The organism is Bradyrhizobium sp. USDA 4011, assembly GCF_054063415.1.
The window spans coordinates 318,039-336,361 of sequence record NZ_JBSSGG010000001.1 but is presented as its reverse complement, the minus strand read 5'-3'; the positions used below and the strand labels follow the sequence as shown (position 1 = coordinate 336,361).

Here is an 18,323-nt window from a genome sequence, read left to right as displayed (position 1 = left end):
ATGGATATACCGAAAGACGCAATGCTCTTACGCATCTTCTTTGGAGAGGATGATCGTTTTGAACATCAACCGCTTTACGAGGCGATCGTGCAGAAGGCCCGTGGCATGCATCTTGCTGGCGCGACGGTTCTGCGGGGACCAATGGGTTTCGGGCACTCAAGCCGTCTGCACACCGCGAAGGTCCTTCGACTGTCGTTCGATCTTCCTATCGTTGTCGAAATCGTGGACACCGAAGCCAAGATCAATGAGTTCTTACCGATACTCGATGGCATGATGACCAGTGGCCTCATAACTCTGGAAAAGGTTCAAGTGCTGCAATATGGCAAGGAAGGTCTAAGAGAGCGAGCAGGTCTTCCTTAAGGTTGCTCGCCCTCAATCGCGAGAAGAATATGATGAATTATCTTTGGGTGGCGGTTGGCGGCGCGCTCGGAAGCATGGCACGCTTTTGGTGCTCGGGCTTCGTTGCACGCCAATTCGGCGAATGGTTTCCTTGGGGCACGCTTATCATCAATGTCTTGGGTTCGTTCATAATCGGAGCATTCGCTTCGTTGAGCGCAACCGAAGGCCCATTCTTGATCCGGCCAGAGCTGCGCGTCTTTGTCATGATTGGCGTGTGCGGCGGCTTCACCACGTTCTCCTCATTCAGCCTTCAAACGCTTAATCTATGGCTCGAAGGTGAGTGGTTATGGGCAGGTGCGAACTGTGTTCTTTCGTTCGTTTTCTGCCTCTTAGCGGTTTGGCTTGGATACGTTTCGGTGGCCGCTGCTTTCCGCTAATCTGACTGAGGCGTCGTCAGCCGCCACAAAGGGCTGGGCGTTATTTCCGCTATTGGCCCTTCAGGGACATCGCGGGCGCCCGCTATATGGCTGCTTTTGACTGTCAAGCGGACCCAGGAAATGCCCTGGCTGGGGGGTGACGAACGAACTTGCGCGCGGTGCCATTCGAATTTGCGCGCTACACCCTGCGAAAGCAGGGACCCATACTCCGCGGCCGATGTTGTGAACGGGACTTGTCGTTCCAGCGGCGTGCAACAATCATCATCTGTGGTTATGGGTCCCTGGTTTCGCAGGGACGACACGGAGTATGTGCTGCGAGCTAACTGCCTTGCCGCAGCCGCGCCAATACCTTGAGCCCGCCGTAACCGTCGGCAGGCAACAGGCCCATCCTGACCTGATAGTCCTTGATCGCCTTCATGGTGTCGTTGCCGACGCGGCCGTCGGTGCCGCCGGTGTCGAAGCCGGCCTTGGTCAGCCGCGTCTGCATCTCCTGTACCTCGGCCAGCGTCAGCGCCCGCTCCGAGCCGGGGAACGGCTGAATGAACGGCGGTCCGCCGAGACAGCGATCGCCGAGATGGCAGATCGCCAGCGCGTAGTTCATCGAGGGATTATAGCTCTTCACCGAATTGAAGTTCGGGCCGAGCAGGAAGGCGGGGCCGCCCGCGACCGGGATCCAGAGCTGCGCCGACGCGTTCGGCTGCGGAAACGGCTGGCCGTCGGCCCTGACGACGCCGGCGCTGGCCCAGGCCGCGTAGGTGCGACTGCCGCCGGCGCCGCCGCCCGGTGCGCGAACCTCGTAGCCCCAGTGCTCGCCGCGACGCCACTTGCCCCGATTGACGAGATATTTCGCGGTCGAGCCCAGTGCATCGTCGGGCCGGCCGAATGGCGAGACCTTGCCGTCGCCGTCATAGTCGAAGCCGACATTGAGCCAGACTTCCGGCATCCACTGCGAGTGGCCCATCGCGCCGGCCCAGGAGCCGTTCATCTCCTCCGGCGTGCTCCAGCCGCGCTGCACGATCTTCATCGCGTTGATCAACTCGGTTTCCCAATAGGCCTTGCGGCGCGGCTCGTTCCACGCGAGCGCAGCAAGCGAGGGAAACACCGGCGTCATGTGGTTCTGCTGCACCAGTGGATCGCCGTAGGCGGATTCAACACCCCACAGCGCGAGCAGCGTGCCGCGTTCGACGCCGAAGTCGCGCTCGATCCGGGCGAACAGCGCCTCGTTCTTCTTCAGCGCCTCGCGGCCGTGGATGATGCGCCAGTCCGAGACGCGGCGGTTGATGTACTGCCAGATCTGCTCGTGGAATTCCGGCTGGTTGCGCATCTGCCTGAACACGCTCATGTCGGGCTCGACCCGACCCATGCAGCGATTCCAGGTCGCCTCCGAAATGCCTTTTGCCAACGCGCGGGCACGAAAATTGTCGCGCCATTGGTCGAAGCCCGGAGGGGACGCCGCCAGTGCGCCGAGCGGAGTGCCGAGTGTTACGCCTGCCGCGAGAGCCGCCTTCAGGACGGCGCGGCGGGCAGGGGATTTCAAAGAATCAGGCTGTTTCATCGGGCCAGTGTAGCGGCGCCGATCGGGTGAGCCAAAAGCCACGCCGCCGCAGGAGCTATGTATCCTGCAAATCTGTGGCGATTTTTGACAGCCATTGCCGGACAATCTGCTCCGACCCGGCGTCGAGACTGGCGGCGAGCCGCCTCTCCTGGGCCTGGGCGATGTGGCGGCATTTCTCCAGCAGCGTGGTTCCATGGCTGGTCAGCGTCCACTGCAGCACCCGGCCGTGGACCGGATGCGGCGTCTTGCGGATCGCGCCGTCGCGCTCGAGGTTGCGGATGATCACGCTGACGGTCTGCGGCGTCAGCAATGCCACCCGCGCCAGATCGGCGCCCGAGAGGCCCGGATAGGCTTTCAGCATCGTCAGCACGACGAACTGGGGAGAGGTGACGCCGAGGCCTCCCAGCTCGCGCTCCATCGACAGCCGCGAGGCCGCGTGGGCCTGGCGCAGCAAATAGGCGAGGTAGCCCTGTTCGCCGCGCTTGCCTTCGCCGGGCGGCGGGACGGCGGAGGCGGGCAGGGCCTCAGCGGCCGATCCTGCCCCGTTCGCAACCTTGCCCGCCGCCGCTTTCGCCGCCGGGCACCGCCCGGCGGCGCCGGATTTCCGTCGCTTCTGCATTCCCGCCATGTTGCCTTCGCGAGTGTCTGCGTCTTGCTGGATATCAGAGCTCTGATAATATGTCAGTGTACTGATAACATGAGGCCTAGCCAATGTCACATGCCCGCAAGGAATACACCGACTTCGAGAAGCTCGCCCCCGATGTCTTCGCCGTCGTGCGTGACCTCGGTCAGTTCGCGGCGAAGGCCGGTCTCGACAAGCAGCTGCTCGAACTGGTCAAGCTGCGCGCCTCGCAGATCAACGGCTGCGCCTTCTGCGTGCAGTATCACATCCTGCAAGGCGAGAACCTCGGCGTGCCCACAGACAAGCTCAACCTCGTCGTGGTGTGGCGCGAGGCGCCGCAGTTCTCGGCCCGCGAGCGCGCGGCGCTGGCCTGGACCGAGGCGCTGACGACCCTGCCGAACGGCGTCAGCGACCAGGTCTATGCGGAGGCCACCGCTGAATTCTCCGAAAAAGAGCTGACCTACCTGACCTCGGCGATCGCCTCGATCAATGTCTGGAACCGGTTCGGCGCCGCCTTTCGCTGGACGCCGCCGCCGCGCCGGCAGCGGGCGGCCGCGGCGGCTTCGTAAGACGGAACGAACGGCAATTGACAGGGGAGAACGACCGATGACTTCGATGGCGATGACACCGTCTGTTTCATTCGCGCGGCCGCCGCAGCCGGTCTTGCTGGCCGTGATCGCGGGACTGGCCTCGGCCTTCGTGATCGGCAAGGCGTTGCCGACCCCGATGGATGCGATCTCCGCGGCGATCGCGCCGCTCTGCGCGAGCGCCAATGCGGCATCGCCGCTCGACAAGGTCGAAATCATCACCTCGCATGCGTTGCCCAACGTGCCGGGCAAGCGCGTCACGGTGGTGCGCGTTCTACGGGCCCGGCGGCTTCACGCCGCCGCATCGCCATTCCGGCTCGGTGACGGCCTACATCAGCAAGGGCGAGATCCGTTCCCAACTCGGCGGCGGCCCGGTCGAAACCTTCAAGGTCGGCCAGTCCTTCTTCGAGCCGCCGGGCTCGACCCACATGGTCTCGGCCAATGCCAGCACCACGGAGCCGGCGGAACTGATCGCGGTTTTCGTCGCGGACGAAGGCGCGCAGCTGACCACGATGCTGGAATAGCCGCCGGCAATTCCGATCGACGCCGGCCCAATTCCGCAGGTCGCGCGCGTCCTCGAGCACTGGACCAGTTTGCCGTGAAGTCCGCAGCAAACTGGACCTTGCAAGCGGAATTGGGCGCGGTGATTGATGGCGCGGCAGTGACGATCGCAATGCGATCGCGCCGCTCGCGCGGCGGTCAACGAACAGGAGCAACCGATGGTCAATCTCAAGGGGCTTTCCGCCTTCCCGATCACGCCCTCGAATCGAGATGGGCAGGTCGATGCGGGAGCGCTTCGCGCATTGCTGGAGCCCATGATCGCGGCGAAGGTGGATTCGATCGGGCTGCTCGGAAGCACCGGCTCATATCCGTATTTCAGCCGCGATGAGCGGCGGCGTGCCGTGCAGGCGGCGGCGGCCCTGGCAGGTGGCAAGACGCCGATCCTGGTCGGCGTCGGCGCGCTGCGCACCGATGATGCGGTGAAGCTGGCGCAGGATGCACGCGATGCCGGCGCGGCGGCAGGCCTGCTGGCGCCGGTTTCCTACACGCCGCTCACCGATGATGAGGTCTTCGAGCACTTTCAAACGGTGGCGCGCGAAAGCGGATTGCCGATCTGTATCTACGACAATCCGGGCACGACGCATTTTCGATTCACGCCGGCCCTGGTCGGTCGCCTCAGTCGCCTCGAAGGGATAATCGCCGTGAAAAGCCCGGCGTTGGATGCTTCGACGGTGCCGGGCCACATTGCCGAATTGCGGGCTGTCGTGCCGAGCGGCTTCTCATTGGGTTACAGCGCCGACTGGAATTGCACCGAGGCGCTGCTCGCGGGTGGCGAGACCTGGTACAGCGTTCTCGCGGGAATTCTCCCCAAGGTCTGCGTCGACATCGTCCGCGCCGTGGAAAGTGGAGATGCGGCCCGGGCACGGCAGCTCGACGCGCGGCTGCAACCGGTCTGGCAGTTGTTCAAGACATTTTCGAGCCTGCGGGTCGCTTACGCGATCGCCAATCTCAGGGGGATCTGTAGGGCCGAGCCTCCGCGTCCGATCCTGCCACTGCCGCCGGAGGCCCAAAAGAAGGTCGGTGAGGTCCTGGCCGGAATGGAGATCGGTTGATTGCATCGCGGTGTGTGACGTCGCGCATCGATCGATTTCGAATGGAACCCGCGGTCGTCCCGTCAGCGGCGTGGCTTCCATCGGCGCGCAAAATCGGCATAACAATCGCAAAGCGTGCTCGCTGGGAGGCGTTCGATGCGATTGCCGGTGTTTCTGTTGACGCTTCTGGTTCCTGCAATGGCCTGGGCCGAGGAGCCTGTGACCGACGCGCCGGCGTTGTGGGGCAGTCCCACCGTCGACCACGGCGCCTGCTGCAAGACGCTTGGCGAGGTGCGCAGCAATATCGACCGGCTCGACCGCGAGATCGTGCGCCTGATGGCCGAGCGCGGCCGCTACGTCCATGAGGCCGCCCGCTTCAAGGCCAACCCCGCGCAGGTCGAGGCACCCGAGCGTGCCGAGGCGGTGGTGAAGAAGGCGATGGCGCTGGCGGAAGCGGACGGCCTGTCGCCCAAGGTTGCGGAAGCCGCCTATCGCGCGATGGTGCGCGCCTTCATCGATTACGAGCAGGGCATCTTCGCGGCCGCCGCGTCACGCGGCGATGCCCCCTGGAAGAAGTAGGCGGCCTATCGCACCACAATGCAGCTTCCCAATCCGCGCAATGACAATGACGCGGCCGATGTGGCGCGGAGCGCCACGGCCCCAAGGGCGAACGGCGTTTGCACGATTTCGGAATAATGGAATAGTGCCGCTGATTTGCCCGACGTGTCAAGTTGTCGTGCCTGATGCCGGCAGCCGCCGGCTACTTTGCATGGGGTTGTTTTCGATATTTTGGCCGTGCGCCTCGAACCAGTGTCCGCGTCGCTCGCCCTAATTGCCGCCGCCTTCCTGGATGTCGATGCGATGCACGACGTCGTCGGGCAGGGCGTGGGCCACGGCGGCCGCAGGTCCGGGCTCCGGTCCAATCTCGCGGCCGCGGCCGCGGATCAGCCGCTCATAGGCCGACACCAGCGTGGTGTAGGGATTGACCCAGAGCCAGCCGTCGCGCGTGAACACCTGCACGTCGAAATGCAGATGCCGTGACGTGCCGTTGGGATGGTCGAGATAGTTCGAGGCCACGCCGATCTTCTCGCCCTCGCTGAGGCGGCGTCCGTTGAGCAGGCCGTCGGCATCCATCACGGACGGGTTCATGTGCATGTAGCGGAAGCGGACATGCTCGGTGCGGGTGTTGACCTGCAATGTCGCGGCCTGCTGCTGCGCCGAGCGGATCACGATACTGTCGCGCACCGCAACGACGGCCTGCCGCCTGGGGTCGCAGCCATCCGTGCTGTCGGGCGGGCAGCCACCCGGCCTGATGTCCTGGCCCTGATGCCCGTAGCCGCTGGCGCATTGCCCGACCTCGAAGCTGCGCGCCTCGCAGAAATTGTCCTGCCAGGGATACTCGTCGACCCGCCCGCGCTTCGGAAAGGACTGCGAGTGCGCGAAGGCCGGCGCCTTCTCCAGCGGAAAGCGGATCTGCGAATACACCGTGAAGTCGGCGTGCCCGCCGTGCGGTCTGCGGCCGCCGCTGCCGGCGATGATGTCGCCGCTCGGGCGATAGGTGAAGGCGGCCGACGGCGTGACCGGGCGCTCGGCGATATCGGAGGCGATGTCGCTGCGCGGCCGCGACGGTTGCCCGCCGGCGATGCGCAACGCCTTCAGGAACCGCTCGGCCACCGGATAGGCCTCGCGGCAGGCGAGCCGCTTCGGCCGCGGCGCGCTGTCGAGGCACTGGATCGAGACGACATAGGGAATCCCGAAGCGGGTGAAAGCGTAGCGCACGTAGCCTTCGCGGATGACGCGGCGCAGGTTCGGAAACTGCGCGGCCAGCGTCTTGACCGGTTCGCCCTTGGCGCCGAGCCGGTCGGCGAGGTCGTAGACCAGGATCGAGCCCGAGATCTGCACCTCGACCGGTTTGGCAAAGGTCCGCGGCGGCATGCCGTCGCCTGCGCCCGGGTCGAGCGAGAACACCGCGTCATAGCCGGACGCGCCGGCATGGAAGACATCGGCCGCGCGGAAGTCGGCCTGGTAGCGTGCGACCGGCTGGCCGTCCGGCGCGCCGTTCTGTCGTGCGTCGAGATAGCTTGCGGGGTCGAAAGGCAGCAGCACCGGGATCGGACTGCGCGCGATGCCGGGGAAGAGCGGCGATGTCACCGCATTCAGCTGCACCAGCGCGGGCGTCGCGCGCGGATCGGTGGCGGGAACGCGGCGCTGTCCGGCGAATGTGAAGCCGGAGACGATGGCCGGGCGGGTGGTGATCTCTTGCCGGAGCTGGTCGAGCACCGAGCGCCATTCGACCCGCATGGCCGAGATCGAAGGCGTCCGGAATTCGTCGGCATGAGCGCCGGGAGGAGGCAAGAGCAGGGCTGCCAGCCAGCAACTGAAGAAGCTGACGACCTTCCTGTTCACTGCACTCCCCGGGTCATGTCCGATCGCGAGAGATTAGAGCAAGTTTCGGAAAAGTGTGTAGCAGTTTTCCGGAAAGTTTGAGGTTAAACAACGACCTGATGCGCGGTGATGATTCATTACGACCGTCACCGCGCTTGGCCCCTCAATCCTCGGCCGCTCAATCCTTGGCGCGTTCAACGTAGGAGCCGTCCTCGGTCATCACGACGATGCGCGTGCCGGCGGAAACGTGCGGCGGCACGCCGGTGCGGATGCCGTTGGACAGCATCGCGGGCTTGTACGACGACGAGGCGGTCTGCCCCTTGGTGACGGGCTCGGTCTCCACCACTTCGAGCGTCACGCGCTGGGGCAGCTGGATCGCGACCGGATTGCCCTCGTGCATCGACAGCTTCACGGTCATGTTCTCCTGCAAATACGGCGCAGACGAACCGACGATCTCCTTGGAGACCTGGACCTGATCGTAGTTGTCGTTGTTCATGAAGTGGAAGCCGTCGGCGTCCTCATAGAGGTAGTTGTAGTTGTGATCCTCGACGGTGGCCTTCTCGACCTGGTCGGTGGTCTTGTAGCGCTCCGACACCTTCACGCCGTCGCCGATGCGGCGCATTTCGATCTGGCTGACGGGGGTGCCCTTGCCGGGATGAATGTTTTCGGCGGAGAGGACCACATAGAGCTTGCCATCCTGCTCGATGATGTTGCCCTTGCGGATGGAACTGGCGATGACTTTCAAAGGTGTTTTCCTGAATTTGAGAAGCGGGGGCGCAAACCGGACCGGCAGCCCCTCGGCCGTGGCGGCGATTTCGGCTGCAACATACTGATTTGTCCCTGAGATGCCAGTCTTTTGCGGCCGAATTCGGCAGTTTGCCAACCGCCGGCAACAGCCCTGGGGCGACGCTAATGAGGGTCCTTGCCGGGGAATTTTCGGGCCTTCTCGTTATGTTCGGCGAGGCTTGATCTTCGGCAAGACTTGCCGGAACCGAGAAGGTGCCCGTCTTCAGGTCGTAGAGGCAGCAACCAGCCGACCGTGGCGACATCCCACTTCCGCGGAACTGGCGATGGGACGCGCGAGCCGGCGTTCGGGTTCAGCTGTGGCGACGCATGGACAATGCCGGCATCTTTCGACAAGAAAGGACTCACTTCGCCGCGTTCCGCTGCGATTAAGGCCGTGTCGACCATGTATTTGTATGGAATCAATGATTTGTGCCCGCCTCTTAAATCGGGGCGGTGGCTTGCTGATGTTGAATCCGTAACCGTTGGATCGACCGGCCGATGACAGCCCATGACCAGCCGTCGCCCTGGTGGACGCCGTCACGCTACGCCGATCGCAGGCCGTTCCTGCAGGCGCGGACCGCGATCACACGGGCGCTCCGGGCGTGGTTCGAGGAGCAGGGCTTTGCCGAGGTCGAGACCGCCATCCTGCAGATCTCGCCGGGCAACGAGACCCATTTGCACGCCCCCCGTACCGAGCTCAGGCAGGCCGACGGCGCGCCGGTGCCACGCTATCTGCGCACCTCACCGGAGTTCGCCTGCAAGAAGCTGCTCGCGGCGGGTGAGCCCAGGATCTACGAGTTCGCGCGGGTGTTCCGCGATCGCGAGCGCGGCGACCTGCATTTGCCCGAATTCACCATGCTGGAATGGTACCGCGCCAATGCCGGTTACGACGCCATCATGGCCGACACGATCGTCGTGATCGCCCATGCAGCGCAGGCGACCGGGATCGGGCGGTTTTCATTCCATGGCAGGATCGCCGACCCCTTTGCCGAGCCGGAGTTGATGACGGTTGCCGCGGGTTTCGAGCGCTTCGCCGGCATCGACCTGCTGGCGACGATCTCGGGCGGCGAGGGCGATCGCGCGGCGCTGGCGTCAGCCGCGCGCGAGCGGGTGCGGATCGCGGACGACGACACCTGGTCGGACATCTTCAGCAAGGTGCTGGTCGAGCATGTCGAGCCCAATCTCGGACAGGGCCGCCTGACGGTGCTGTTCGAGTACCCGTCGCCGGAGGCCGCGCTGGCACGCACCAAGGCGGGCGAGCCTCGCGTCGCCGAGCGCTTCGAGGTCTATGCCTGCGGGGTCGAGCTCGCCAACGGCTTTGGCGAGTTGACCGACGCAGTCGAGCAACGCCATCGTTTGACCGCGGCCATGGACGAGAAGGCCCGCCGTTACGGCGAGCGCTATCCGCTCGACGACGACTTCCTTGCCGCGGTCGGCCAGATGCCCGAGGCGAGCGGCGTTGCGCTCGGCTTCGACCGGCTGGTGATGCTGGCGAGCGGCGCGCCACGAATTGACCAGGTGATCTGGACGCCGCCTGCAGGAGAGCCATGAACAGGATCGATCCGAAACTGGCGGCAACGCTGCGCCAGCCGCGCGAGCTGGCCGATGCCGGCCTCGTGCCGGTCGCAGCCCTTGCCGCGCTCGAACAGGTGGCTGCGCGCTACGCGGTCGCGGTGACACCGGAGCTCGCGGCGCTGATCGATCCGGCCGATTCCGCCGACCCGATCGCGCGGCAGTTCATCCCGAGCGCTGACGAGCTCGTCGAGCAGCCGGGCGAGAACGCCGATCCGATCGGCGACGATGCGCATTCGCCGGTCGCCGGGATCGTGCATCGCTATCCGGACCGGGTGTTGTTCAAGCTCGTCCATGTCTGCGCGGTCTATTGCCGGTTCTGTTTCCGGCGCGAAATGGTCGGGCCGGGCAAGGCCTCGGCCTTGTCCGACGATGCCTACCGCGGGGCACTGGAGTACATCCGTACCCATCAAGAAGTCTGGGAAGTCATCCTGACCGGCGGCGATCCCTTGATGCTATCGTCGCGCAGGCTGTCCGAGATCATGGCCGATCTCGCTGGCATCGATCATGTGAAGATTATCCGCCTGCACAGCCGTGTTCCCATCGCCGATCCCGAACGGATCAATTCCGACATGGTCGCGGCGCTGCGGGTCGACGGGGCGACGACCTGGATCGCAATCCACGCCAACCATCCGCGCGAGCTGGGCGCCAATGCCCGTGCCGCGTGCGCCCGCCTTGCCGACGCCGGCATCCCATTGGTCAGCCAGTCCGTCCTGCTGCGCGGCGTCAATGACGATGCCGCGATGCTCGCGGCGCTGATGCGCGCCTTCGTCGAGTGCCGGATCAAGCCCTATTATCTGCACCACGGCGACCTTGCACCCGGCACCGCGCATTTGCGCACCACGATCGAAGCCGGGCAGGAATTGATGCGGGCGTTGCGCGGGCGCGTCTCCGGACTGTGTCAGCCGGATTATGTGCTCGACATCCCTGGGGGCTACGGCAAGGCGCCGATTGGCCCGACCTATTTGTCGCAGTCAGCTTCCCGCGAACATGAAGATCCGCCGGAACGGCGGTACCGTATCGTCGATTATTGCGGTGACGTTCATCTTTACCCGCCGCAACCCTGAGCCTGCGATGAGCGGGGCCGGAGACGGACGGCCGGAGCCGCCCGAGGACGAGGGCCGTCGCGGCGTCGAAAATGCTGTGGTGTTCGGCTTCTTTGTGGTGCCGGTCGCGGCGGGAATCTGGCTCCTTGGCACGATGGCCGATATACGGAAGGTTCAGGATTGCGCAGCGCAGGGGCGCCGCAACTGTGCTACCGTCGAGGTGCCGGAACGGGCGCAATAGGGTTGAGAAGCGGAGACGCGAGATGCGGAAGACTGTTTTGTTGATGGCTCTGATAATGGTTGGAGCGCCCCAGGTTGGAACGTCCCAGGCATGGGCGCAGCAACAGGGCGGATCGTCCTCCATGCAGAAGAACGCGCCGCTGCCGGAGGCGCCGGTCGGACATCGTCAGCCACGCCGCGGCGACGTTCCCAATGAAAAGAATATCAGCGATCCGAACAACACCGCGAACAAGGAAGACGCTGCGCTCGACAAGAAGATCAAGAGCATCTGCCGCGGCTGCTAAGCCGCGGAAGAGACCGGCGGAGCGCGATATCCGCCCCGCCGGCAACGCTCAATCCGTTCGACCGTCTCAGGCCGAACGCTCTTGGAGGCCATCACGCCGCACGCTGCGCCTGGCGTCGACGGCATCGGCCAGCTGCTTCAAGACGTCAGCCGTCGCCGCGAGGTCGATGCAGCCGTCCGTGATGCTCTGGCCGTAGGTCAGCGGCTTGCCCGGTACGACGTCCTGGCGGCCGGCGACCAGATTGCTCTCGATCATCACGCCGATGATGCGCTGTTCGCCGCTTGCAACCTGCTGTGCGATGTCGGCGGCAACCAGCGGCTGGTTCTCCGGCTTCTTGCTGCTGTTGGCGTGGCTGGTGTCGATCATCAGCCGCGGCGCGACGCCGGCGTGGCCGAGCTCGGCGGCGGCCGCATCGACGCTCGCTGCATCATAGTTCGGCACCCGCCCGCCGCGCAGGATGACGTGGCAGTCCTCGTTGCCGCTGGTCGCGGCGATCGCCGAACGGCCGCCTTTGGTGACCGCCATGAAATGATGCGGGTGCGAGGCCGACTTCACCGCGTCCGCCGCGATCCGCACGCCACCGTCGGTGCTGTTCTTGAAGCCGACCGGGCAGGACAGGCCGGACGCCAGCTCGCGATGAATCTGGCTCTCGGTGGTGCGCGCGCCGATCGCGGCCCACGAGACCAGATCGGCGATGTATTGCGGCGTCGTCATGTCGAGGAATTCGGTGCCGGCCGGCAGGCCGAGATTGTTCACGGCCGACAGCACGTTGCGTGCAAGGCGCAGGCCCTTGTTGATGTCGAAGCTGCCGTCGAGATCGGGATCGTTGATCAGGCCCTTCCAGCCGACGGTGGTGCGCGGCTTCTCGAAATAGACCCGCATCACGATCTCGAGGCGGTCGGCGAGCTGTTCGCGCAGGCTGGCGAGACGCTCGGCGTAGTCGACGGCCGCCGCGGGATCGTGGATGGAGCAAGGGCCGACGACGACCAGCAGGCGGTCATCGGTGCCGTTGAGGATCGCGTGGATGGCGTTGCGGGCGCCCATCACGACGCGGGTCGCCGTCAGGGTGCGCGGGACCTCCCGCATCACCTCTTCGGGCGTACTCAGCTCTTTCAGTTCCTTGATGCGAAGATCGTCTGTCGTACTCAACACGGCTGGCTCCTTTGGAGTTCGGGACCTGCCGGCAAACAAAAAAGCCGCCAGGTCTGGCGGCTTGTTTTGGACGTTTGCTGCAATTCTTCAGATTGAGCGCGATCCTCCTGCCGCCAGCGAGCTGTCGTAGCTAAAGTACCAAAAATAGCTGGTGGCGACGGTGATCATGGCGGGCTCTATACCCGACGGATATCGGCCTGTCACCCCCCAAATCCGCGGGTGAGCCGCTTCGTCGTCAGGTGTTGCGCGCCGCCAACGCCATACCTATCAGCGTCGCGCCGCCGAACATCAGATTGAGGCCGACGAGGAGGCCGATCGCCCATTCCGCCGAGCCCGGCAGGCCCGCGATGATGAAGAAGGCGATCACGATATCCATCAGGCCGGCGATCAGGAGCCACGACCAGCGTCCCGACAATTCGCGGCGGTGCTCCAGCGCATACATGATGGTGGCGACGCCCTCGGCGACGAAATAGGCGCCGATGACGATGGTCAGCGTCAGCACGCCCTGCATTGGACGGGCCAGCAGCACCATGCCGGCCAGCACGGCGAGCGCGGCCGAGATCAGCGACCACCAGAAGCCCGGCATGTTGCGCGCCCAGAAGGTCACGATCAGTCCGCCGATGCCTGAGATCAGGAACATCCAGCCGAGGAAGATGGTGACGGCGAGGCTCGCGAAGGTCGGCACGATCATCGCCGCGATGCCGAGGATCACGAGCAGGATGCCTTCGAACAGGAAAGCCTTCCAGTGTTGCTTGACCGCGGCCTTCATCTCCGATCGCAGTCTGTCGAGATCGTTGGACAGGGTCATCGCGGCTCTCCAAATCTGCAACGGAAAAGTCTGCAACGGTCAAGTCTGCGAGCGTGCGGCGTATCCTAGCCCTGGCCCGGCGTGGACGGAAAGCCCTCCGCGGCGGTCCGCATCCGGTTGCGGCCGAGGAAATAGACAGCGGTGGTCGCGATCAGCAGCGCCAGTCCGATCAGGATCGAGGTGAAGCCGATCGGGACCAGGATGAACGAGGCATTGCGCTCGGGATTGACGTACCAGTGATGCAGCGAGGTGAGCAGGAAGGAGACCCCGGCAAAGCCGGTGCCGCCGCCGACCAGCAGCAGTGCCCACATTCGCCGCAGCTGGCTCAGCCGCTCGCGCGCAACGTCGGTGCGCGGCGCATGATGCCTGCCGAGGCGGCGCACCAGGCGGATTGCAAAACCGATCGAGGAGAAGCCGATCAGCACGCTGGCCGAACCGAGCAGGAGCCGCGCGGTCGGGCCGAGATCGGGAATGCGCTGCAGCGCGAGCAGTGGAAAATCGAACGCTGCATGCAGCGCGACCGGTGCGACCAGCACCAGCGACCAGTTCGTGATGCGGGCCCAGTCGCGGTGGCCCCGGTAGGCGCCGAGCGCACCACCGGAGCGCGCGATCGCAAGGTAGGCGCCGGCGATGATGCCGAGCGCACCGTGAAACGGCACCGTCAGCACGCTGCGCAACGCCGCGAGCGCCCGCCACATGTCCTTGTGCTGGACGAGATAGGCGAGGTTCTCGTAGGCCGCAAATCCGAGGCCGGCGGCCGCGCCATAGACCACCGTATCCATCGGATCGGCGAAGGCACGGCGGCGCGTCGAGATGGCGACGATGACGAGAACCTTGACGATCTCCTCCGGCGCCGCGACGCCGAACGCCGCGCGGACCGCCTGGGTCGCCCAGGGATTGTCGGGAATGGCGAGCAGCGCATTGAAGGGAATGCGCGCCAGGCCGAGCAGCGAGATGCTGGCCGCGCCGAGCACGAAGGCGAGCCACACCTGCACCGGCGGTCCGGGGCGCTCGTCGGCGGCAATCACCAGCCACAGCACCAGCAGCGCGGGCGCGATGGCGGCGGCGCCAATCACAGTCGGAAGCGACTCAAGCAACAACATGAGCCGGACGGCCCCTTTTATGGCACCAAAGCGATGCGGACCGAAGAAATGGCAGCAAGTTCAGCGGATTGCAAATCGAGCATTTGGCGGAATCGGCTCGACTGAAGCCGCTCTTGTGTCCGATATGCCACGGTTGCCGGCGAAAGCGCGGCGCGGGCCTCTATCGGCTCAAAGCAGAGGGTGACCACCGGCTGCCGGGCAGTTCCTGGCAGCCAAACGCCCCCGTGCGGCGTTCTTCAGTATCCGAACTGTGATCGGGTGACGATCTGTGGGTCCAACCAGTTTGCCTGAATGTCGCGAGCCGCGCGGCGCCGGCGTATCGGAGCGAGATCGGGGGCGCATCGACAATGCGGCTCACGCTATGACCAGATCGCCGACCCGCAGATGGGGCGAACGGCGCGCGGCTGTGGCGGCGGCAAGTTTCGGCACCGCGTTCCTTTCCGTGGGCTATAATGTCGCGGGCAAAGCGACTGATCCGGTAAGAGCCAAAGATGTCTTCGATCGATTCTGCTGTGATCGTTCTTGCCGTGATCGCCCTGTTTGCGGCGTTTGTAAACGGTGCGCTGGGTTACGGGTTTTCCTCGCTCACCGTGCCGGTCGCGCTTGTCTTCTACACCAACCGCGTTCTCAATCCCGCGGTCGTCATCGTCGAAGTCTTCGTCAATCTGTATGTTCTGTGCATCAATCTGAGCGGCGTTCCGGCCGTGTGGCGGCGCGTGCTGCCTATTCTCATCGGCATGCTGCCCGGCATCGCGCTCGGAGCCTTTGCTCTGACGTCACTTCAACCCGGCTGGACCAAATTCGCCACCTATTCGATTATTCTGCCGCTTATCCTGCTGCAGGCGGCCGGTTGGCGAAAGCCGATCCAGTCGAAATGGCTTGTCGGTCTGCCCTTTGGAACGGCGCTCGGGGTCCTGTACTCGGTCACGACCATCTCGGGACCGCCGCTGGCAATCCTTTTCAACAATCAGGGCCTTGTCAAAGACGAGTTTCGGGCCGGTCTCGCACTGGTTCGGGTGACAGAGTCCGGCTTGACTGCGATCGCGTATTACAAGCTCGGTCTGTTCATCGAAGAGAGCCGGAGCATCTTGTTCGTGCTCGTTCCCTGCGTGGTCGTCGGCATACCGTTCGGTGCCTGGCTGATCCGGCGGCTGGATGCCGAGACGTTTCGCCGGATCTGCATGAGCTTTGATGCGTGGGTCGTGGGATTCGGCCTGTCGCGCGTGTTGATCGAAGTGAAGCTGATGGAAAGCCCGTGGGCCTACAGCGTCATGGCTGGCACGTTCCTGATCGACGTCTGCTTGTTGTATGTGTTCTTCACCGCGCGGAGAGGGACCGGGCAGAGTTCGCACGCGTTGGCTCCGCTGAGATCTGGAATCGGGCCGGCCCAACCTGATGGCGACAATGCCGCAGGGCGGCGTTCGCAAGGTGGTTAACCTGCCAGCAGGCACCGGCAGGTTTCGACGAACACCTCGGCGCCGGTGACAATATCGGCGTCGTCGGTGTTCTGGATTGAAAACAGTGTTCACGCTGTTGGGCAATTCTGAACGGCGGGAGCGTCGCAGGACATTGACGAATTGGTTCGTCGGCTCATTGCCGCGGCTGAAGGTCGGGGCCTCCGCCGTCTCTGCGAACAGCTACTTCGGAGCCGGAGCCCCGGAAGGCCGTAACCAATCCGCCATCTGTACCGCGGTTTCCGCCTGGCGAGCTCTTCGGATCAACCGCTCGCGCTCAACGCCAGGATAGGTGCCTTGTGCTTCGTTCCGGAGACGCTCAGCCTGATCGCCAAGGCGAATTTCGAGAGAATCGGTCTGCTTGAACCGGCGACGCTGCATGGAACGCTGCTCCATCTTGTTGGGAGGGCGGGACCGCGTGATAGCGTTCTCGTCACCGATAGATGCTGCGTGCGGGGCGATGACGATGACCAACGGCCCGCACGGCATATGTTCCTGCAATGGGAACAATCCCCGGGCGGGCCGAGGCACAGCTCAGGCTGCTTCAGCGTTGATGGCCGCGACGGCCAGTTTGGTCAGCGCGTCGTCGGTCTTCTTCTCCTCAGCCAGGGTCTGATCGAGAAGCTTGACCGCGTCGTTCATGCTCAGCCTGCTGGCCCATGCCTTGAGCGTGCCATAGCGGGAGATTTCGTAGTGCTCGACCGCCTGTGCGGCGGCAAGCAGGCCAGGATCGAGCGCCGGCGTGTCGGCGTATTCGTCCATGATCTCCTTGCCCTCGTCGATGATCCCCTCGATCGCGTCGCATTTCTTGCCGCGCGCTGGCTTTCCCAACAACTCGAAGATCTTCTCGAGCCGGTCGATCTGGCCCTCGGTCTCCTCGTGATGCTTCTCGAAGGCTGCGCGCAATTTATCCGATGACGCTGCCTTGGCCATCTTCGGCAGCGCCTTATAGATCTGCTTCTCGGCGTAGTAGATGTCCTTCAAGGTGTCGAGGAACAGGGCGCTGAGGTCTTTCTCCGGCATCGACTTTCTCCATCGCAACGGTTGATTTCGCGATCCCAACCCGCGCGCAGATGCGATGTTCCTATTTGTGGTGGCTGGAGCTTGAGCTGAACCGATCATTGCGTCAGCAGGCGCCGGCAGGTTTCGACGAACACCTCGGCGCCCGTGACGATGTCGGCGTCGTCGGTGTTCTCGCTCCAGTGATGGCTGATGCCGCCGATCGACGGCACGAACAGCATCGCCGCCGGCATGATGGTGGCGAGGACCTGGGCGTCATGGCCGGCACCGCTCGGCATGCGGATTGATTTGCCGCCGGCGCAGGCGGCGCTCGCGGCTTCGATCGCATCCTGGAAGGCAGGCGTCATCATCGCGGGAACGCCGGTGCGGATCCGCTCGACCTTCACGCCGCAGCGGCCCTGTGCGGCGGCCATGCGATGCAGGTGTTCTTCGAGACGTGCGATCACCTCGGGATTGTCGTCGCGGATCTGGAACAGCATGTCGGCGTGGCCTGGGATGATGCTCGGCGCGCCCGGGTCCAGCGTGATGCGGCCGGTGGTCCAGACCGTGCGCGGTCCGCACAGCGCAGGGAAGCTGTCGTCGATGGCGACGCAGAACCGCGCCAGCGCCAGGCCGGCATCCCTGCGCACCGCCATCCGCGTGGTGCCGGCATGGTTCTGCTCGCCGGTGAACGTGATGCGATATTGCCAGATGCCGACGATGGAGGTGACGACGCCGATCTTGAGCCGGCCAGCTTCCAGCGTGTCGCCTTGCTCGATATGGGCTTCGAGGTAGCCGATATGGCGGCCAGATTCGGCGGTGAGGCGCGGGCGGCCGGCGAAGCCCGCATCGCGCAATGCCTGTCGCAGGGTGCGATCGCTGGAGCGGTCGCGCGCCGCATCGATGTCGGCTTCGGTCACGGCGCCGGTGAACGACCGGCTGCCGAGGAAACTGCCGAAATGCCCTTCCTCGTCGCACCATGCCGCGACCTCGACCGCGCCGTTGATGCCGGGATCGCCATTGATGACGCGCGCGGCTTCGAGCGCATAGATCACGCCGAGCGGCCCATCGAGCCAGCCTGCTTGGTTCTGGCTTTCGAGATGCGAGCCCGCAAGCAGCTTCGGTCCTGCTTTCGCACTTGTGCCGAACACATTGCCGATGCCGTCGATCGTCGCGGTGAGTTCGGCATCGGGCAGGTGGGCTGCAAGCCAGTCCAGCGAGCGCAGATGCGGCTCCGAGAATGTCGGCTTGTGCACGCCGCTCTTGTAGGCGCCGATCGCGCGCAGCGCGTTGAGATCGGCGAGCACGCGCTTGCCGTCGAAGCGACCGTTGATGCCTGGCATGGTTGGACTCCGGATGAGT

The 18,323-nt window shown here is 64.6% G+C and carries 19 protein-coding genes and 1 pseudogene; 11 read left to right on the top strand and 9 right to left on the bottom strand.

The window, feature by feature from the left end:
- Together ACVW1C_RS01800 and crcB are read left to right on the top strand one after the other, a co-directional pair.
- Window positions 1–360, top strand: coding sequence for a DUF190 domain-containing protein (locus ACVW1C_RS01800; RefSeq protein ID WP_456756910.1), 360 nt, complete (start codon window positions 1–3; stop codon window positions 358–360).
- Between the two features lie 32 nt (window positions 361–392).
- Window positions 393–776 carry a fluoride efflux transporter CrcB gene (crcB, locus tag ACVW1C_RS01795; RefSeq protein WP_456756909.1) on the top strand — a complete coding sequence of 128 codons (384 nt, stop codon included), beginning with the start codon at window positions 393–395 and terminating at the stop codon, window positions 774–776.
- A gap of 319 nt (window positions 777–1,095) precedes the next feature.
- On the opposite strand, the gene ACVW1C_RS01790 is transcribed toward crcB, so the two are convergent.
- Both ACVW1C_RS01790 and ACVW1C_RS01785 read right to left on the bottom strand, forming a co-directional pair.
- The gene (locus ACVW1C_RS01790; RefSeq protein ID WP_456756908.1) at window positions 1,096–2,331 is read right to left on the bottom strand and encodes a lytic murein transglycosylase; all 1,236 of its coding nucleotides are present in this window, start codon (window positions 2,329–2,331) and stop codon (window positions 1,096–1,098) included.
- A 55-nt stretch (window positions 2,332–2,386) separates the two neighbouring features.
- A complete protein-coding gene (locus tag ACVW1C_RS01785) occupies window positions 2,387–2,959 on the bottom strand; it encodes a MarR family winged helix-turn-helix transcriptional regulator (protein WP_456756907.1) in 573 nt (190 codons plus the stop codon).
- A gap of 83 nt (window positions 2,960–3,042) precedes the next feature.
- On the opposite strand from ACVW1C_RS01785, the gene ACVW1C_RS01780 reads away from it, so the two are divergent.
- The 4 genes and pseudogenes from ACVW1C_RS01780 to ACVW1C_RS01765 all read left to right on the top strand — a co-directional run bounded on the left by ACVW1C_RS01780 (window position 3,043) and on the right by ACVW1C_RS01765 (window position 5,711).
- Window positions 3,043–3,522: a carboxymuconolactone decarboxylase family protein gene (locus ACVW1C_RS01780; RefSeq protein ID WP_456756906.1), complete on the top strand. Its 480-nt coding sequence runs from the start codon at window positions 3,043–3,045 to the stop codon at window positions 3,520–3,522.
- Window positions 3,523–3,559: 37 nt separating this feature from the next.
- Window positions 3,560–4,064: pseudogene (locus ACVW1C_RS01775) on the top strand (cupin domain-containing protein).
- 195 nt (window positions 4,065–4,259) lie between these two features.
- A complete protein-coding gene (locus ACVW1C_RS01770; protein WP_456756905.1) occupies window positions 4,260–5,153 on the top strand; it encodes a dihydrodipicolinate synthase family protein in 894 nt (297 codons plus the stop codon).
- Window positions 5,154–5,288: 135 nt separating this feature from the next.
- Window positions 5,289–5,711, top strand: coding sequence for a chorismate mutase (locus ACVW1C_RS01765; RefSeq protein WP_456756904.1), 423 nt, complete (start codon window positions 5,289–5,291; stop codon window positions 5,709–5,711).
- Window positions 5,712–5,960: 249 nt separating this feature from the next.
- On the opposite strand, the gene ACVW1C_RS01760 is transcribed toward ACVW1C_RS01765, so the two are convergent.
- Window positions 5,961–7,538, bottom strand: a complete 1,578-nt coding sequence (locus ACVW1C_RS01760; RefSeq protein ID WP_456756903.1) for a M23 family peptidase — start codon at window positions 7,536–7,538, stop codon at window positions 5,961–5,963.
- Between the two features lie 157 nt (window positions 7,539–7,695).
- Window positions 7,696–8,262, bottom strand: a complete 567-nt coding sequence (gene efp / locus ACVW1C_RS01755) for an elongation factor P (protein ID WP_456756902.1) — start codon at window positions 8,260–8,262, stop codon at window positions 7,696–7,698.
- Window positions 8,263–8,801: 539 nt separating this feature from the next.
- On the opposite strand from efp, the gene epmA reads away from it, so the two are divergent.
- Genes epmA through ACVW1C_RS01735 form a run of 4 tightly spaced genes read left to right on the top strand, consistent with a single transcriptional unit; the run spans window position 8,802 to window position 11,445 of the window.
- The gene (gene epmA, locus ACVW1C_RS01750; protein WP_456756901.1) at window positions 8,802–9,854 is read left to right on the top strand and encodes an EF-P lysine aminoacylase EpmA; all 1,053 of its coding nucleotides are present in this window, start codon (window positions 8,802–8,804) and stop codon (window positions 9,852–9,854) included.
- Window positions 9,851–10,942, top strand: coding sequence for a lysine-2,3-aminomutase-like protein (locus ACVW1C_RS01745; protein WP_456756900.1), 1,092 nt, complete (start codon window positions 9,851–9,853; stop codon window positions 10,940–10,942). Before epmA ends, ACVW1C_RS01745 begins: the two co-directional genes overlap by 4 nt.
- Before the next feature lie 7 nt (window positions 10,943–10,949).
- Window positions 10,950–11,162 (top strand): hypothetical protein, encoded by a 213-nt coding sequence (locus ACVW1C_RS01740; RefSeq protein ID WP_456756899.1) that lies wholly within the window; start codon window positions 10,950–10,952, stop codon window positions 11,160–11,162.
- A 22-nt stretch (window positions 11,163–11,184) separates the two neighbouring features.
- Window positions 11,185–11,445: a hypothetical protein gene (locus tag ACVW1C_RS01735; protein WP_456756898.1), complete on the top strand. Its 261-nt coding sequence runs from the start codon at window positions 11,185–11,187 to the stop codon at window positions 11,443–11,445.
- A 66-nt stretch (window positions 11,446–11,511) separates the two neighbouring features.
- Here ACVW1C_RS01735 and ACVW1C_RS01730 read toward each other — a convergent pair whose 3' ends face one another.
- The 3 genes from ACVW1C_RS01730 to ACVW1C_RS01720 form a co-directional block, all read right to left on the bottom strand.
- Window positions 11,512–12,597, bottom strand: coding sequence for a 3-deoxy-7-phosphoheptulonate synthase (locus ACVW1C_RS01730; protein WP_456756897.1), 1,086 nt, complete (start codon window positions 12,595–12,597; stop codon window positions 11,512–11,514).
- A 235-nt stretch (window positions 12,598–12,832) separates the two neighbouring features.
- Window positions 12,833–13,405 (bottom strand): HdeD family acid-resistance protein, encoded by a 573-nt coding sequence (locus ACVW1C_RS01725; protein ID WP_092113902.1) that lies wholly within the window; start codon window positions 13,403–13,405, stop codon window positions 12,833–12,835.
- 65 nt (window positions 13,406–13,470) lie between these two features.
- On the bottom strand, window positions 13,471–14,508 hold the full coding sequence (locus tag ACVW1C_RS01720; RefSeq protein ID WP_456756896.1) for a PrsW family glutamic-type intramembrane protease: 1,038 nt from the start codon (window positions 14,506–14,508) through the stop codon (window positions 13,471–13,473).
- Window positions 14,509–14,999: 491 nt separating this feature from the next.
- On the opposite strand from ACVW1C_RS01720, the gene ACVW1C_RS01715 reads away from it, so the two are divergent.
- Window positions 15,000–15,944: a sulfite exporter TauE/SafE family protein gene (locus tag ACVW1C_RS01715; RefSeq protein ID WP_456756895.1), complete on the top strand. Its 945-nt coding sequence runs from the start codon at window positions 15,000–15,002 to the stop codon at window positions 15,942–15,944.
- 552 nt (window positions 15,945–16,496) lie between these two features.
- Here ACVW1C_RS01715 and ACVW1C_RS01710 read toward each other — a convergent pair.
- Together ACVW1C_RS01710 and ACVW1C_RS01705 are read right to left on the bottom strand one after the other, a co-directional pair.
- Window positions 16,497–16,985 (bottom strand): YciE/YciF ferroxidase family protein, encoded by a 489-nt coding sequence (locus ACVW1C_RS01710; RefSeq protein WP_173643407.1) that lies wholly within the window; start codon window positions 16,983–16,985, stop codon window positions 16,497–16,499.
- Window positions 16,986–17,080: 95 nt separating this feature from the next.
- Window positions 17,081–18,304 carry a hydantoinase/carbamoylase family amidase gene (locus ACVW1C_RS01705; protein ID WP_456756894.1) on the bottom strand — a complete coding sequence of 408 codons (1,224 nt, stop codon included), beginning with the start codon at window positions 18,302–18,304 and terminating at the stop codon, window positions 17,081–17,083.
- Between the last annotated feature and the right edge of the window lie 19 nt (window positions 18,305–18,323).

Excerpts from the sequence above, each read along its gene's own strand:
- ACVW1C_RS01715 (WP_456756895.1), top strand. The coding sequence starts at position 15,000 with ATGTCTTCGATCGATTCTGCTGTGATCGTTCTTGCCGTGATCGCCCTG.
- ACVW1C_RS01740 (WP_456756899.1), top strand. The coding sequence starts at position 10,950 with ATGAGCGGGGCCGGAGACGGACGGCCGGAGCCGCCCGAGGACGAGGGC.
- ACVW1C_RS01770 (WP_456756905.1), top strand. The coding sequence starts at position 4,260 with ATGGTCAATCTCAAGGGGCTTTCCGCCTTCCCGATCACGCCCTCGAAT.
- ACVW1C_RS01725 (WP_092113902.1), bottom strand. The coding sequence starts at position 13,405 with ATGACCCTGTCCAACGATCTCGACAGACTGCGATCGGAGATGAAGGCC.
- ACVW1C_RS01790 (WP_456756908.1), bottom strand. The coding sequence starts at position 2,331 with ATGAAACAGCCTGATTCTTTGAAATCCCCTGCCCGCCGCGCCGTCCTG.
- ACVW1C_RS01785 (WP_456756907.1), bottom strand. The coding sequence starts at position 2,959 with ATGGCGGGAATGCAGAAGCGACGGAAATCCGGCGCCGCCGGGCGGTGC.
- ACVW1C_RS01735 (WP_456756898.1), top strand. The coding sequence starts at position 11,185 with ATGCGGAAGACTGTTTTGTTGATGGCTCTGATAATGGTTGGAGCGCCC.
- ACVW1C_RS01765 (WP_456756904.1), top strand. The coding sequence starts at position 5,289 with ATGCGATTGCCGGTGTTTCTGTTGACGCTTCTGGTTCCTGCAATGGCC.
- ACVW1C_RS01720 (WP_456756896.1), bottom strand. The coding sequence starts at position 14,508 with ATGTTGTTGCTTGAGTCGCTTCCGACTGTGATTGGCGCCGCCGCCATC.
- ACVW1C_RS01745 (WP_456756900.1), top strand. The coding sequence starts at position 9,851 with ATGAACAGGATCGATCCGAAACTGGCGGCAACGCTGCGCCAGCCGCGC.
- ACVW1C_RS01705 (WP_456756894.1), bottom strand. The coding sequence starts at position 18,304 with ATGCCAGGCATCAACGGTCGCTTCGACGGCAAGCGCGTGCTCGCCGAT.
- epmA (WP_456756901.1), top strand. The coding sequence starts at position 8,802 with ATGACAGCCCATGACCAGCCGTCGCCCTGGTGGACGCCGTCACGCTAC.
- ACVW1C_RS01780 (WP_456756906.1), top strand. The coding sequence starts at position 3,043 with ATGTCACATGCCCGCAAGGAATACACCGACTTCGAGAAGCTCGCCCCC.
- crcB (WP_456756909.1), top strand. The coding sequence starts at position 393 with ATGAATTATCTTTGGGTGGCGGTTGGCGGCGCGCTCGGAAGCATGGCA.
- ACVW1C_RS01800 (WP_456756910.1), top strand. The coding sequence starts at position 1 with ATGGATATACCGAAAGACGCAATGCTCTTACGCATCTTCTTTGGAGAG.
- ACVW1C_RS01710 (WP_173643407.1), bottom strand. The coding sequence starts at position 16,985 with ATGCCGGAGAAAGACCTCAGCGCCCTGTTCCTCGACACCTTGAAGGAC.